This window comes from Psychrobacter sp. NC44 (assembly GCF_904846655.1).
GTDB lineage: Bacteria > Pseudomonadota > Gammaproteobacteria > Pseudomonadales > Moraxellaceae > Psychrobacter.
In genome coordinates this window covers 38,707-54,592 of record NZ_CAJHBN010000011.1, presented here as the reverse complement: position 1 = coordinate 54,592, position 15,886 = coordinate 38,707, and the positions used below count along the sequence as shown (strand labels likewise).

The 15,886-nt window shown below is 42.7% G+C and carries 13 protein-coding genes; 5 read left to right on the top strand and 8 right to left on the bottom strand.

The genetic code is table 11. From position 1 onward, the window contains the following. Positions 1-30 precede the first annotated feature (30 nt). Positions 31-1,917 carry a monovalent cation:proton antiporter-2 (CPA2) family protein gene (locus JMX95_RS09360; protein WP_201560660.1) on the top strand — a complete coding sequence of 629 codons (1,887 nt, stop codon included), beginning with the start codon at positions 31-33 and terminating at the stop codon, positions 1,915-1,917. A 79-nt stretch (positions 1,918-1,996) separates the two neighbouring features. On the opposite strand, the gene JMX95_RS09355 is transcribed toward JMX95_RS09360, so the two are convergent. Further along, complete coding sequence (locus JMX95_RS09355) at positions 1,997-2,926, bottom strand: pilin (protein ID WP_201560659.1); 930 nt, start codon at positions 2,924-2,926, stop codon at positions 1,997-1,999. Between the two features lie 298 nt (positions 2,927-3,224). Here JMX95_RS09355 and trmB point away from each other — a divergent pair, with 298 nt between their 5' ends. From trmB to JMX95_RS09340, 3 genes are all read left to right on the top strand, one after another. Then, positions 3,225-4,076: a tRNA (guanosine(46)-N7)-methyltransferase TrmB gene (trmB, locus tag JMX95_RS09350; RefSeq protein ID WP_201560658.1), complete on the top strand. Its 852-nt coding sequence runs from the start codon at positions 3,225-3,227 to the stop codon at positions 4,074-4,076. 1,030 nt (positions 4,077-5,106) lie between these two features. Continuing rightward, positions 5,107-6,159 carry a recombinase RecA gene (recA, locus tag JMX95_RS09345; RefSeq protein ID WP_201560657.1) on the top strand — a complete coding sequence of 351 codons (1,053 nt, stop codon included), beginning with the start codon at positions 5,107-5,109 and terminating at the stop codon, positions 6,157-6,159. A 57-nt stretch (positions 6,160-6,216) separates the two neighbouring features. Next, positions 6,217-7,335 (top strand): regulatory protein RecX, encoded by a 1,119-nt coding sequence (locus JMX95_RS09340; protein WP_201560656.1) that lies wholly within the window; start codon positions 6,217-6,219, stop codon positions 7,333-7,335. Positions 7,336-7,398: 63 nt separating this feature from the next. Here the strand turns inward: JMX95_RS09340 and JMX95_RS09335 are convergent, their stop codons facing one another. The 7 genes from JMX95_RS09335 to JMX95_RS09305 all read right to left on the bottom strand — a co-directional run bounded on the left by JMX95_RS09335 (position 7,399) and on the right by JMX95_RS09305 (position 15,073). Further along, a complete protein-coding gene (locus JMX95_RS09335; RefSeq protein WP_201502440.1) occupies positions 7,399-8,856 on the bottom strand; it encodes an anion permease in 1,458 nt (485 codons plus the stop codon). A 307-nt stretch (positions 8,857-9,163) separates the two neighbouring features. Further along, complete coding sequence (locus JMX95_RS09330) at positions 9,164-9,907, bottom strand: YidB family protein (RefSeq protein WP_201560655.1); 744 nt, start codon at positions 9,905-9,907, stop codon at positions 9,164-9,166. Between the two features lie 302 nt (positions 9,908-10,209). Then, a complete protein-coding gene (locus JMX95_RS09325; protein WP_201560654.1) occupies positions 10,210-10,653 on the bottom strand; it encodes a hypothetical protein in 444 nt (147 codons plus the stop codon). Positions 10,654-10,745: 92 nt separating this feature from the next. Beyond that, complete coding sequence (locus tag JMX95_RS09320; RefSeq protein ID WP_045444191.1) at positions 10,746-11,027, bottom strand: succinate dehydrogenase assembly factor 2; 282 nt, start codon at positions 11,025-11,027, stop codon at positions 10,746-10,748. Between the two features lie 29 nt (positions 11,028-11,056). After that, on the bottom strand, positions 11,057-11,953 hold the full coding sequence (gene folP / locus JMX95_RS09315; protein ID WP_201560653.1) for a dihydropteroate synthase: 897 nt from the start codon (positions 11,951-11,953) through the stop codon (positions 11,057-11,059). A gap of 188 nt (positions 11,954-12,141) precedes the next feature. After that, entirely contained in the window at positions 12,142-14,037 is a 1,896-nt protein-coding gene (ftsH, locus tag JMX95_RS09310) for an ATP-dependent zinc metalloprotease FtsH (protein ID WP_055124711.1), read from the bottom strand. A 403-nt stretch (positions 14,038-14,440) separates the two neighbouring features. After that, the gene (locus JMX95_RS09305) at positions 14,441-15,073 is read right to left on the bottom strand and encodes an RlmE family RNA methyltransferase (protein ID WP_045444188.1); all 633 of its coding nucleotides are present in this window, start codon (positions 15,071-15,073) and stop codon (positions 14,441-14,443) included. A 343-nt stretch (positions 15,074-15,416) separates the two neighbouring features. Here JMX95_RS09305 and JMX95_RS09300 point away from each other — a divergent pair, with 343 nt between their 5' ends. Next, the gene (locus tag JMX95_RS09300) at positions 15,417-15,725 is read left to right on the top strand and encodes a YhbY family RNA-binding protein (RefSeq protein WP_045444184.1); all 309 of its coding nucleotides are present in this window, start codon (positions 15,417-15,419) and stop codon (positions 15,723-15,725) included. Positions 15,726-15,886: the final 161 nt, after the last annotated feature.

Here is a 15,886-nt window from a genome sequence, read left to right as displayed (position 1 = left end):
TTATTTTATCATGATTGCTAAGGATTCCAGATGTTCGCTGCCGCCACCGGCTCACCAAATTTAATGTTACAAGCTACAATCTTCTTAGGAGCAGCCCTGCTCTTTGTACCCCTTGGTAAACGTTTTGGCATTGCGACGGTCTTAGGTTATCTCATTACAGGATTGATATTGGGGCCCAGTGGTCTGGACGTCGCAGGCGATGCTGAGAGCTTGTTGCACTTCTCTGAGTTTGGCGTGGTCATGCTGCTATTCATTATCGGGCTTGAACTGCAACCCTCACGATTATGGGCACTGCGGCGTTCGATATTTGTCCTCGGTGGTTTGCAAGTTGGTCTGACTGGCACATTATTAATGGGGCTGTTACATCAAATTTTTGGCTTACAGCTCGATACTGCTTTTATCGTCGGTTTTGGCCTTGCCTTGTCGTCCACAGCTTTTGTACTACAAATACTGACGGAAAAACAGCAGCTTTCTAGCACCCACGGTCGTGAAGCGTTCACGATTTTATTATTCCAAGATATTGCGGTTATCCCTTTGCTAGCCGTCATTCCTTTCCTATCAGGGGTGCGCGAACAAAGTTATGATTTGATTTATTTTGGCAAAGTTTTCGCGGTTTTTGCTGGACTGATTTTCGCGAGCCGTTATGTCGTTCGTCCCTTCTTTAAGTTTGTAGCATCTAGTGGTGCATCAGAACTGCTGACCGCCGTTGCGCTATTTATCGTGATGGGTGTGTCTATTTTGATGGGGCAAATTGGTTTATCGATGGCATTGGGTGCTTTTTTGACAGGAGTATTGCTGGCAGATTCTGAGTATCGCCATGAGTTAGAAGCCAGTATTGAACCGTTTAAAGGATTGCTACTCGGCTTGTTTTTTATGTCGGTCGGTATGCTGACTGATGTCAAACTTATCTTGGCAAAACCTATCTTTATCATCGGCTGTGCAATGGCATTGATGGCTATCAAATTTGGTGTCATTACCGCCATTGCAAAGATATCAGGCAATCGCTGGCCAACCAGTATCAGACTGGGTGTGACACTCGCTCAAGGTGGTGAATTTGCCTTTGTTTTATTCAGTGTCGCTACTGCTCAAAATGTCTTACGACCTGAGCTTGCCAACACCCTGAACCTTATCGTCACTATCTCCATGGCGCTCACACCGCTGGCATTTTTGTTACTTGAGAAAATCGGTGAGCCGTTATTTGCCAAAAGCAAACCCAGCCGCGAATACGATGCCATTCCCGATCATGAACATCAGGTCATTATTGCTGGCTTTGGGCGCGTCGGTCAGATTATCGGTCGTGTACTACGCATGCACAACATCGAATTTACCGCCATTGAACGCTCAGCGAATCGTGTCGATTTCGTTCGTAAATTTGGTAACCAAGTCTATTATGGCGACCCAAAAAACCCTGAGATATTGCGCGCGGCTGGTATTAAAAAAGCCCGTGTGTTTATTTTAGCCATCGATGATTTAGAGCGCTCTATCACCACGGCTCAATACTTACGTAAAAACTATCCAGACTTGATTGTCTTGGCACGGGCACGTGACCGTCAGCATTATTATCGGTTGCGTGAGGTCGGTGTGCGTCATATTTGGCGTGAGACTTACCTATCGTCCTTGGATATGTCGCGTGAATCGCTACAACTGCTTGGCATCTCACCAGAAAAAGCGCGCGAGACGGTGCAAACTTTCCGCGATTACGACGATGACTTAATTGAACGTCAGCAAGCGATCTATGATGATGAAGCCAGCATGATTGAATCCGCACAATCAGCGATGGCAGAGCTAGAAAGCTTGTTTGATGAAGACATTGATAAAGCCCGAAAAATGGACTTAACGGATTTTTATGACGCGCTAAAAAGTAAAGCAACACCCGCTGATAAAAAGGACGACGTTGCAACTGACTCTAACACCTAAGTATTTATATATTTTAAAGCATGTTTTATGATTCACAAATAGGCACTGTCAGTGTCATCGTTAAATCATCAAACATGCCCTAATCGGGCATACAGCTTGCTGGTGCCAGTTTCTTATTTAGCGAACTTGTACAGTTCCAACTATCGCTGTCTGGCACATGGTAAAAAACCAGTGTCTGCTGATTTAGATAGCGGATAGGGAACTGAACATTTTGGATGGTCGCAATGACTGCACAATCCGTTTCTACTACGCCAGCGGCCTCTTTATCGATATCAATTCGTATCTGCTGAGTGCCTGTATCAATAGGTAAATTCATTGGACATTGCCCTGTCTGTTGATAAATCAGTGCCACACGATTTTGTACCGTTTTGGCTGTATCATACGCATCGAACAGCACTTCATTGGCTTTTGGCTTGGCAATAATTGGCAGAAACTGTATCTTAATGACCATTAAAGCAAAAGCAAAAATACCAAACCCCAATCCTAACCCAAATAAACTGACCCCACCTTCTCGGCGCAGATGCACCTTTTGCGCTGCTTCATCACGCGGATAATCATCGATAGCATCTGCAATCTCACGTCGCGCCATGCGGTAATAATACGCATCCGTCCAACGCGCCACCATGAACGACCAAAATAACCAAATGATCGCGGCAATACCTATGCGTGTCGCCATCTGGTAAGCATCAGGGATGAAGGACATTGCTAAAAATTCAAACGCAACCAATACCAGTGCCACATTGAGCTGAATAAACGACCAGCCAGCCACGCTATAGACAATCGCATCCATATAGCGTTTGCGATAGAGGAGCCAAGGAAACGTCACAAAAAATGCTGCCCAATGCCATTTTGGCGAAAGATAACCTTGTGCATCGAACTGCTCAAAGCGTTTTAGATAATAATGCTGGCTACGGTGACCGATGAACCATTTATCAAGTTGTGTACGCTTAGCAGGAGTCAGCTGTTCTTGGTAAAAAGGGGGCGGCGAATCCGTCTCGATAAATAGCATAGATGACCCCTATTAACGATGAAGAAAAATTTAAATCCATTACTCACTTTATATGATAACGCCAAAACCGATGTGCAGAACAGTAAAACGACAGATAAATACCGCTAATTCAATGTAAAAGAGCGTCAAGGCAGCCGAATGGCAATCTATATGTGATACGTCAAACAAGGTCAACGCTTTCACTCTTTTATGCTGGATCAGCGATAACAATATTAAAAAAGGATTGTGCGTTCACAGCTGTATAGATTTAACTTATAATAAGCATACATCACCCATTTTATTAAGCCTTGTCAATCCTATGAGTCAACATTCTGATCTTAATGATAACATCGATAGTACGAATACTACTGATGAGCAAAAAGTCCTCAGCACTAACACCGAAAGCAATACTGATATTGACATTGAAGCCAGTATTAGTAATGAGAGTAAGCCTGAAGAAAGCAAACATCTACGTATCGTCAATACTTTTATGAAACGACGTACGCACATGAATAAAAATGCCGAACTGGCACTAACCGCGCCAGAATTTTCTGAGTACCTGGTCAATAACAGTTTCGGTGATGGCAATCTTGATGGTATTGACAATCTACGAACGCTATTCGCTGATAGCCCTAACGGTAGTGAAGCACCGCTTACTTTAGAGATCGGTTTTGGACTGGGTGATTCGTTCATTGAGATGGCGGCAGCAGAACCTAGCCGCAATTTCGTTGGTGTCGAAGTGCACGAGCCAGGCATCGGTAAATGCGCCTATATGGCAGGTACGCAAGCGCTAACCAATGTCAAAATCATCAACGGTGACGCCATCCAATTGCTCAAGCAACTACCAGAAAACCATATTGATCGTATCCAGCTTTACTTCCCTGACCCATGGCAAAAAAAGCGCCATCACAAGCGCCGCTTCGTCAGCCCTGAACGTATGGCGATTGTGACTCGTAGTCTAAAGCAAGGCGGCTGGTTCCATACCGCAACCGACTGGGAGCATTATGCCTTTTGGATGGTTGAAGTTTTAGACGGTTTTACTGGTTTAACCAATCAAGCAGGCGCAGGTAACTTCACCGACCGCCCTGACTTTCGTCCAATGACCAAATTTGAGCGCCGCGGTATAAATAGTGGACATGGCGTTTGGGATTTAATCTATATCAAAGATTAGATTCGGCTCACTTATCTTCGGTGACTTCTGTATAGCGGCTAAATTATTTAGCCGCTTTTTTGTGCTTGCAAATTATCTAATGACAATATTATTTGATTTTTTTCGGCTACAACCCTTAATGGACAAGCTGTAAGTATTTTTATTAAAAATAATAAAATTTTTTTAATACGTGAAACATCGTCTATTTTCATAGAATTTTTAAATTGATAATGCTACATATAGGGGTAAAAAATATATTCCAGCGCCACACTCACAGGTTACCTATCTACTCAAACATTGATAGTATAAGGGATTCATGAGTTCTCCCCATAAGCTGTGGATAACCCTGTGCATAAGTACGCACTTGACAACAATTTCCCTAGATAGCTCAAAGGATGAGGTAAAATCGTTCATTTTTTATACAATTTAAAAAACCTTTTAAATCAGTAAGTTAAACTGTATTTCATAATACTGTAATTTATTTTTAATATATTTTTAAATTAAATTAATCCTCACTGATGTTTCACAAAAGCTAAATTTAGACGCTTTATTTCTTGTGGACAACTTTTAATGCTATTGACAAAGGGCAGCATTATCCTATCCAAAATTAGGATGTATTCAGCAACTAGATTACACAAGTTATCACTTATATACAATGCGACAGTTAGTGTCGTTTAGCATCATTGAATCCTCTATATGCTCCTTGGTTTTTGTTATAATCACCTTACCTAATCAACCGCATTTTAGAAAACAGTTAAGGCTCAACGAGCATAATGTGGCCTACAAATCACACCTGTTGGCGCTGATTATGAACTTAATTTTACTTTTATCATAATTCGATTTTACTGTATAGTAGAGTGATATATCTAATATTACTGTCTACATCATCGATACCTTAACCCATTCATCTTAGATAGACATTGAACGAACGCTGCCTATTATTTAGATAGCCATCAGTACTATTGAGCCGTTAATCTTCGTAGCTACAAACATTTTATTTATCATATCAAATTTATAGTTTTAACCAATGATTGAAGACAAGGAATCCAGTATGGACGACAATAAAGCCAAAGCCCTTAAAGCAGCACTCGGTCAAATCGAAAAGCAGTTTGGTAAGAATACCATCATGCATTTAGGTGACGACTCAGCTATTATGGATGTCGATGTAGTATCAACAGGTTCGTTGGGTCTGGACATTGCACTTGGCATTGGTGGTCTACCAAAAGGCCGTATCGTAGAGATTTATGGTCCAGAAAGCTCAGGTAAAACGACCATGACGCTACAAGCTATTGCAGAGTGTCAGAAACAGGGCGGTACCTGCGCCTTTATCGATGCTGAGCATGCCCTTGACCCTGTTTATGCGCGTAAGCTTGGCGTGAATACTGACGAGCTATTGCTGTCTCAGCCTGATAATGGTGAGCAAGCACTTGAAATCACCGACATGTTGGTGCGCTCTGGTGCTATCGATATGATTGTCATTGACTCAGTCGCTGCCTTGACGCCGCGCGCAGAGATTGAAGGCGAGATGGGCGACTCACATATGGGTTTGCAAGCACGGCTCATGAGCCAAGCACTACGTAAAATCACTGGTAACGCCAAACGCTCTAACTGTATGGTGGTATTTATCAATCAAATTCGTATGAAAATTGGTGTGATGTTTGGTAGCCCTGAGACCACGACTGGTGGTAACGCGCTCAAATTCTACGCCTCAGTGCGTATGGACATTCGCCGTATCGGTGCGGTCAAAAATGGTGATGAAATCATCGGTAACCAAACCCGTGTCAAAGTCATCAAAAACAAAATGGCACCGCCTTTCCGCCAAGCAGAGTTTGAAATAACTTATGGTGAAGGTACCAACCACTTAGCCGAAGTGATTGACTTGGGTGTTGAAATTGGTGCAGTTGGCAAAGCAGGCTCTTGGTATAGCTATGGCGACGAAAAAATCGGTCAAGGTAAAGCCAATTCTGTGCTGTTCTTAAAAGAAAACCCTGCGATTGCGCAAGAAATCGAAGCTAAAATCCGTGAAGAAAAGCTTGGATCAAAGAAAGAGATTAAAGCCGAAGATAAAGCCAATGAAGCGTTGGTTTCTGATCCTGTACAATAACGGCGCAATGATTAACCGTTATCAATAATCATGACTTGTTATGAAAATTAAATTGTTATGAACATTAAAACCTTAGCTGAAATACTCGCTGAATCCGATGCCGATTCAGCGAGTAGTCCTACTATCAAATCAAAAAAACCTTCCAAATCTTCCAAACACTCTGAATCCTCCAAATTTTCTCAGCATTCCTATCAAGGCAATCCTAAAAAAACGGCTAAGACACGCAAGCATTTAACTTACTACCGTGAAAACCATTCATTATCTGACGATGCTGACTTTTCAGTAGAATCCGTTGAGGCTCAATCTTCTACCAATAAAAATCCTGCTAAAACCAAGAAACATAAAAAGCGTTTTCACCCAGCGGCTAACTTTAACCCTGAGCCTAGTGATGTGCCCGCTTATCAGCAACCAGAAGCACAAAGTATCAAAGAGATGCTGGCTGAAGTTAAAAAAAATATTCATGGTGAACCAAACGATAGCGCGGCTACTTATGATGAATTTAACAAAGAATCACAGTATACAACCGATGCTGCCATTACCAACACTTCTGCGCACAGCACAGTCGACAGTCAGATGGATAACCTACCTGCTGCTCTTAAGGCCTATTTGCGCACGCCTGAACAACGACAAGCAGAAATAGATGAGATCAAAGCCGAAAGCCGCTTGCGTTGGTTGGCGTTTTATTATTTATCACACCGTGAGTACGGCAAGGCTGAGCTTAAGCAAAAGCTTATTGATAAAGAGCAAGCCCCAGATAAAATTGATGCGCTACTCGATGAGTTTGAGGAAAAAGGCTACCAAAGTGATTATCGCACGACGCTCATGCTCATTCGTGAAAATATCCGTAAAGGTCGGGGACGTGGGCGTATCAAGCAGGAGTTTTATCGTAAAAAGATTGCCATGCCCAGTAATATCGATGAGTTAATCGATATGGCAAATGCAGAGTCAGAAGAGTTTAGGGAGTTTGTAGATGATAGTGCAGATAATCTAGTAGATGGTGTCGATTGGCTCAAACTGGCAGTCACAGCGCGCACTAAGAAGTACGGCGATGACATACCTATCGAACAAAAAGACAAAGCAAAGCAGCTACGGTTTTTGCAATATCGAGGCTTTCAGAGCGATATCTGTTTTGCCGCGCTCAATTATACATTAGACACATTAGATGAGCGCTTTTAAGCCACCCTCACTTTTTTTAAAAACGACCATCTGTACATAAGACAATATGACTTGAGCGATCTATTAATAATAGCCGAGCACTTTCCACCAAATCAAACCAGCACCGATCCAGATGACCAAATTGACCACACTCATTATTGCACCAATACTCCACCACTCTCTTAACGTCACATAGCCAGAGTTAAAAATGACTGGCGCAGTACCGGTTGCATAATGCGTAAGCGTCATCATGATGTTGCCCGCTGCGGCTAAGATCAGCGCATATAACATCGGCGGTGCGCCCAAGCTTAAACCCACCGCATAAAATGCTGCAAATAGTGCAGTAATATGAGCCGTGGTGCTAGCAAAGAAATAATGAATATATAAATACACTAGGGTCAAAATAGTCACAGCCCCTATCCAGCCAAGCCCAGTCGTGCCAATCATCGATTCGATATTGCCAGAGAACCAGCTTATCAGTCCAAGCTTATTAAGATAAGCGGCCATCATAATAAGGGCACCAAACCAAATAATGGTATCCCATGCTGACTTCTCTTTTAAAATATCGTCCCAAGTCAGCACGCCCGTTAATATTAAGGTCGTCAAACCAATAAATGCTGTGGTGGTAGCATCAACGCTATATTGCTCACCTAACATCAATGCGGGAATATTCGCCCACAATAACAGCATCAGAGCAAATACCCCGAGCATGATTTTTTCTTGGCTGCTTATTTTTCCCATTTCTGCCAAATTTTCCTTGGCAAAACCTTTTGCATCGGGCGTGATTTTAACATCAGGTGGATAAATTATATAAATGACTAACGGCATCACAAGCAAACATAGCATACCAGGTACAAACATCGCCACTGCCCAAGTGGTCCATGACAGTTGAATATCACCGCCTGTGGCTTTATTCACCAAATCTACAACCAAAGGATTGGGCGCAGTAGCCGTAATAAACATCCCAGAGGTAATAGGATTGGCATGATAGTTCACCATCGCCAAATAACGACCAATTTTATTTTGAGTGCCTTCTTCTGGCGTCGAATGAAAGCTTTGCGCGATAGACTTCATAATAGGATGAATAATACCGCCGCCACGCGCCGTATTAGAAGGCGTAATGGGTGCTATCATCAATTCAGCTGCAGTCAAAGAATAAGCCACGCCGATGGTTTTTTTACCAAAAATAGAAATAAAATAATAGGCAATACGTCGACCCAAACCCGTTTTTATCAAGCCACGCGATATCATGACTGCAATACCAATTAGCCAAATCAACGGACTTGAGTAGCTTGATAGTGCATCGCTAATAGCTTGTGCTGGGCTATCACTAGTCACACCTGTAAGTGCGACTAGGGTGACGGCAATGATAGCAATGGCACCAATGGGTAATACTTTGCCGATAATGGCGACAATAGTGGCGATGAATAACGCCAGCATGTGCCATGCTTCAGGGGTGACGCCAGTAGGCACAGGTATCACAAACCAAATGATCAAGCCGACCAAAATGGCAACCGCTGCTTGAATAGGCTTAAATGGCATGATTAACTATCCTTATAAATGCTTATACCATCACGCAGTCATATTATATAAAGGATCATCAAAGTAGCCACTGCGACAAAAGACTCAATGAATCATATGACCATCTTATAAGATTTATAGAATTATTTTTCTATTATTCACCATTTTTAACATATCTATTTAGAATAAAGAGTAAATATTCAGTAATTGAGTACCAATAGTAGGGTTAAACTAACAGCCATAAAAAAGAGCACGTTGGATAACGTACTCTTTTTTATAGTACTAACTTTGTGGCATTAACGATTACGACTTTCTTTAAAAAATAAATTTATTTTAACGCACCTAATCGACTAGATAGCTGATTGATGATTTGATCAATCTCTTCATCGGCTTCAGATTCATTATCCAAATTGCCACTTGGTGTCAGCTGATTCATTACTTCTGGCAGCAATTCAGCAAGACCTTGACGGACTTCTACGTCGTTAGCACCAGTATGTGCTGCAACCTGCTGAATCTCATTTTCATCGAATAACTGACTGATATCATTTGGATCAAGATTGTCATTGTCTTGCTGGTTACTCATCCAAGAACGCGCTTGGTTTTCATAACCCATACCTGTAATTTTAGATAATGCACCACTCAAGCCACCATTGCGTTTGATCCAGCTTAGTACCATTGGCATGAGTGCAGCGATTAGCATACCTTTACCACCGAATCCAGATTTTCTCGTTTGACTACCCATGGCTTGACCACCTAGCACACTGCCTAAAATATCGCCCAGACAACCAGCACCAGCATTGACGCCGCCACTTTGATTGCCACCAGTGAGTCCACCGCCTGTTAACCCACCGAGAATATCATCTAAGCCAAAACCGTTGTCTGGCTGACGATCATACTGGCGTGGATTGTAGCCACCAGTTTGACTACCACCGCCGAGCACGCTACCCAATATATCCCCAAGACCACCTGTACGACGTGGATCAATGCGTTGATTTACAGGATTACGCTGCGCATCTTCAGGATCCATCGCACGACGGGCCACCTGACTAACCAAATTCCCTAATAAGCTCATTCTCGATTCCTTTTTGTCATATTATTTATTATCTATAAACCGCTAAAAACTTCGCTGCTAATTTAATATATTAAGCAACAGCGTGATTTACTTGTGCGATTCACAATTCTCTTGCAATATAACAAATCTCTTTCGCTATCAAGATAGGTGTTTTGTTATGACATGTAGGCGTTCGTAAATTCATGGAAAAAACCGCTCATTGGGTGCTATAAAAAAATACTGCCTTAACTCGTATTTTCGGCGTTTATGTTAGGCATATTGAAGATTCAACTATGGCACTGATAAGCACTATTTATGAATATTCAATATAATCTAGCCAAAGCATTCAACTCTCGCCATTGTTCAGGGCTCACTTGATCTCGAAAGATGGTCACTGATAAAGAGCGCTGATAAGGCTCTACAACATTAAATTCAAAGCTTATCGCCCAGCTATATCCAGAGACAGCGATTAATTGTGCCTGCCATAGCTCATCACCGCGACCCGTACGGATCAGTAGCTGCCAATGTTGATCAACACGATGACTAAGTGGTGGTTGGCTCAGGTGCAGCAGTATGGGTCGTGATAATGTCAAATAAATAATCACCGCGGCGGTAACCATTAAAATAAGCACATATTGCCATAACAGTAAAGAAGCAAGCCACGCCAGTACAGCCATGACGGCGGTCAACCCACTATAAAGCAGCAAACGCACATAGCTGGCAGGCCGAATAGCCGTATCAATACGTAACGAATTTGCCAAGGTCATATTTTATCACCAAAAAAAACGGCAGACCATTATGTTGCTCAGGCCTATCTATGCCAGCTCTGGACAACCATTTTTTATATCTAAATCAGTCTTTAAGTCAAATCTTTGGTATGACGCCATGTCTTAATTTTATTGACTAACGCCCATATTTCTTCGTTTTCTGGACGATTTTGATTGGTGAAATAATCCAACAAATCAGGGTCTTCATGAGTCAGCATTTCTGCAAACGTCTCTTGTTCAGCAGGCTCTGCCGTTAAGTAAATTTCTTTAACATAAAGGTCAATATAAAAGTCTAACTCTTTTAATCCGCGGCGTGCTTGATAGATAATGCGGCGCTGTTCATTGGTTGGTTCTGGCTGAATCGGGGTGGTCATAAAAGTACTCTCATTATTTTAAATTGGGATTAAGGATAATTATGCGCAGATAATTGACGCCACAAGGCGACCGCTTGCTGCATCATCGCCACATTATGGGTGCGTATAATGCCAGCGCCTTGCTGTAGGGCAAAGATACCAGCTGCCGTACCTACCACATCACGATCTACCGCGTTAGTAGTAGCAACGACTTCGACGCCACTCTTGCTCAGTACTTCCGCTAAAAAACGTTTGCGCGAAATGCCAAACATCATCGGAAAACCAAGCGCTTGTAGCCTGCTAAGCTGGCTTAATAGTGCGCAATGATGCTCATAATCTTTCGCAAAACCAAAGCCTGGATCGATAATAATTTTCTCACGCTTAACACCGATTCTTGTTACTTCGTCAATACGCGATAATAGCTCAGCCCTTACGTCACTAATGACATCATCATAGTGTGCCAAATTATTCATCGTTGTTGGCTCGCCGCGCATGTGCATGAGCATGACTGGTATATCAAGCTCAGCCGCTAGTACTGCTGCACCCTCACATTTGAGTGCGCGTACATCATTCCAAATATCAGCACCAGCGTCAAAAGCCGCTTTCATAACCTCTGGATTACTGGTATCAATGGATAGCCAAATAGCCTCCCCGCATTGCTGCCTAATGGCTCGAACCACTGGCACAACACGCTGCATCTCTTCAACAGTGCCCACAGCATCCGCATTGGGGCGAGTAGACTCACCGCCAATGTCGATAATAGTCGCACCCTCTTCTATCATTTGCTGACAATGCGCAACAGCCTTATCTATCACATTGAACTGTCCACCGTCTGAAAACGAATCGGGTGTGACATTAAGAATACCCATAATATGAGGCTGCGATAGATCTAGTGTTTTATCACGACTTGATATCTTATAGCTGGGTAAGGGCTGAAATAAGGACATAACCAAATTATCTCTCATCAAAACATTCTAATTATTGCAGACTGCTTGTTATGCACTGTGCTTGTTATGCGTTGTGCTTATGATACCAGTAAACTCTATTCTGTACTAAACCCTTCACGAAATATGGACAACAAAAAAAGCCCTTTATGATAAAGGGCTTCTTCTATTGGATATGAATCAACTGACAACTACATCGCTGGTAACGGTGGCGGTGTTGAGTTGGTTGTTTTAATATCATTTTTCGATAAGTTGACTTCATTGTGCTGATAAACTCTAGGTGGACGTGGGTCTTCACCTGCTAGGATATCTTGCAACTGATCACGGTCAATCGTTTCCCACTTCATTAGAGCATCTACCATCGCATGCATTTTTTCTTGATTGCCTTCAATCAATTCACGCGCGATATCATATTGCTCCTCTAACATACGGCGAACTTCTTCATCAACCTTTTGCTGCGTGGCTTCTGAAATCGTACGACTGCTAGAGCCAAAATAGCCTTGCGAGCTGTCTTCATCTTCATAAACCATAATACCAAGCGCATCAGACATACCGTACTTCGTCACCATAGCGCGAGCCATCTTGGTTGCACGTTCGAAGTCGTTAGAAGCACCCGTCGACATTTGATTGATAAAGACCTCTTCAGCGATACGACCGCCGAATAAGATAGCAATATCGCTCAGCATTTTTGATTTATACATACTGGTTTGGTCATGCTCTGGCAACTGCCAAGTAACCCCAAGCGCAAAACCACGCGGCATGATCGTTACTTTATGCACAGGATCGGTACCTGGTAGTAGCTCAGCGACTAAGGCGTGACCTGCTTCATGATAAGCGGTCGCACGGCGCTCCTCCTCACGGATGACCATTGATTTACGCTCAGGACCCATATATAGCTTGTCTTTTGCATCTTCAAAGTCATTCATATCAACGCTGGTCTTGTTGCGACGTGCTGCAAACAATGCCGCTTCGTTGACAAGGTTGGCCAGCTGCGCACCACTGAAACCTGGTGTACCGCGAGCCAATGCATTGGCATCCACACCGATAGTATTCGGCAGCTTTCTCAAATGCACTTTAAGAATTTGCTCACGGCCTTTGATATCTGGCAAGCCCACTTGTACCTGACGGTCAAAACGACCTGGACGCAATAGCGCTTTATCAAGCACATCCGCACGGTTGGTCGCTGCAATGACGATCACGCCTTCATTGCCTTCAAAACCATCCATTTCAACCAATAATTGGTTCAGTGTCTGCTCACGCTCATCATTACCGCCGCCCATACCAGAGCCACGATGACGACCGACCGCATCAATTTCATCAATAAAGATGATGCAAGGCGCGCTCTTTTTAGCCTGTTCGAACATATCGCGTACACGTGAGGCACCGACACCGACAAACATTTCAACAAAATCAGAACCTGAGATTGAGAAGAACGGCACTTTAGCTTCACCCGCAATGGCTCTTGCTAACAAGGTTTTACCGGTACCTGGAGGACCTACCATTAAGATACCACGTGGAATAGTTGCACCAAGCTTGGTAAATTTATCAGGGTCGCGTAAAAATTCGACCACTTCAACCACTTCTTCTTTGGCCTCTTCACAACCAGCCACATCTTCAAAATTCACCTTGATTTGGTCTTCAGTCAACATTTTAGCTTTTGACTTACCAAAGCTCATAGGGCCGCCGCCTTTACCACCAGCGCCGCCTTGCATGTTACGCATGAAGAATAAAAACAGACCAATAATCAATAGAATTGGGAAACTGGCTATCAGTAATTGCATCAAGACGCTTTGGCGTTTTGGGGCAGTCCCTTGGACTTCGACTTGGTTCTCACGCAGCAATGGCATCAGCTCGTCATCTGACACAGCTGGTCTAATGGTCTCAAAAGATGAACCATTTTTCTTTTCGCCGGTGATTTGCTCGCCATCGATTTCAACGCTGGCTACTTGGTTTTCTGACACAGCGGTCACAAACTCAGAGTAGTTAAGGCTATCCGGCTCGGATGATTGATCAAAGCCGCTAAACACCAGCACCAAAACGCCGATTACCACCAGCCACAATAAGGTATTTTTTACCATGTCGCTCACTAGTTATTCCCATCCCTTACTTATTGGTGTGTTTATTAAACACGTGACGTCTATAAACGTATCGCTCATTTTTTAGTAGATATATTCATAGCCAAAATTTATGATTCAGACTTATACAACTCAAATGCTGCATAGGGACTGTTTTCACAAGTTATAAATATCAATGACCTATATATATCTATCGTAGATGAGCACATCAGGCGCTTATTGTCAGACGACTTTGCCTAAAACATATGCTTGAAACAAAGTTAATATACCATGATATGTGGTGCTAACCTGCATAATTCAAGCAGGTTTCGCTATTATTCAGTTAACGATTGTAGCGGGTTCAATGCGCTCATGAGACTATGTTATGGTGACACATTATCTCGCTTACAATGACTGTGACATAACGACGTTATGATTATTTAATCGCTATCCAAAACATCTCTTTTGACCGTGGTCGTGACGCACCTGGTTTGATACTACGGATTTTACTAAAATCCTGCTGCATCTGCTTGCGTAATTCTTGTGTGCCTTCACCCTGAAACACTTTCATAATAAGTGCGCCACCTTCTGGTAAGGTTGCAAGCGCGAAGTCCACTGCCAGCTCGCATAAATACATCATACGTGGCTGATCGATTGCGCTGTTTCCTGCCGTATTTGGTGCCATATCGGACAGCACTACATCGACCTGTCTATCACCAACCTCTGCCATGATCGCATCAAATACTTCTGCTTCGCGAAAGTCGCCTTGAATAAAGGTCACATCAGGCAATGTATCCATCGGCAGAATATCAGAGGCAATCAAAATACCTTTTTCGCCTACTAGCTGACCTGCCACTTGAGACCAACTGCCTGGAGCACTGCCCAAATCTACGACCGTCATGCCTTTTTTAATAATATTGGTCTTTTCATTAATTTCTAATAACTTATAGGCGGCACGGGCACGATAGCCATCTTTTTGCGCTTTTTGCACATAATGATCGTCAATATGCTCTTTCATCCAAGCGCTACTACTCTTTGACAGTTTTTTATTTTCGATACGCGTGGCCAAAATACCTGCTCCTATTGCTTTGCAAAACATTCATACATATTACTGAAGTAGCTAAAAGATTTATGAAGCATTTTCGATATGGTTTAAATTCATTCGAATATGCTATCAATCAAGATTTTTATACATTTGCAGTCTTAAACTGACTAAATTCTATTGGTTAAAACACTGATTTATCAGACAGTAGCGTTTATAATGTGCCCAAACATTCAGTTTAACATTTTCATCACGTAAAATCGTGCAAAATCCTGCTGATCTCATGCAAGATGACCACAGATTATCTATAATGGTCGTCAACTGCTCTTAATAGCACTGTCTTTTATTTTTACCAACACCTAGGAATTCTATGCAACTCGATAACGCTACCATCAAACGCCTAAGAGGCATTGGTCACGACCTCAAACCTATCGTCATGATTGGCAATAAAGGTATTACCCCAACCATTACTGAAGAGATTGATCGCGCGCTATCAGATCATGAGCTCATCAAAGTAAAGCTGCCTGCTGGCACAAAAGAAGAGCGCGATGTCATCGGTGCTGAACTTGCCAAAGCGGCTAACGCGTCTTTGGTTCATTCTATTGGCCGTATGGCATTGTTACTACGTAAAAATCCAAACGCCAACCCAAAATTGTCTAACTTAGCACGTCATGCATAATAATATGTGATGACCAGCTGGTTTGAGTGATGTGATGGTATAGCATGCCATATCAATTCAAATCATAGCCACATGGCGACGATAAATGTAAAAGCCGCGATGCATCTTGCTCGCGGCTTTTATGTTGTCTGCTCGTTTTAGATTTACTTAGCGTGTAATAT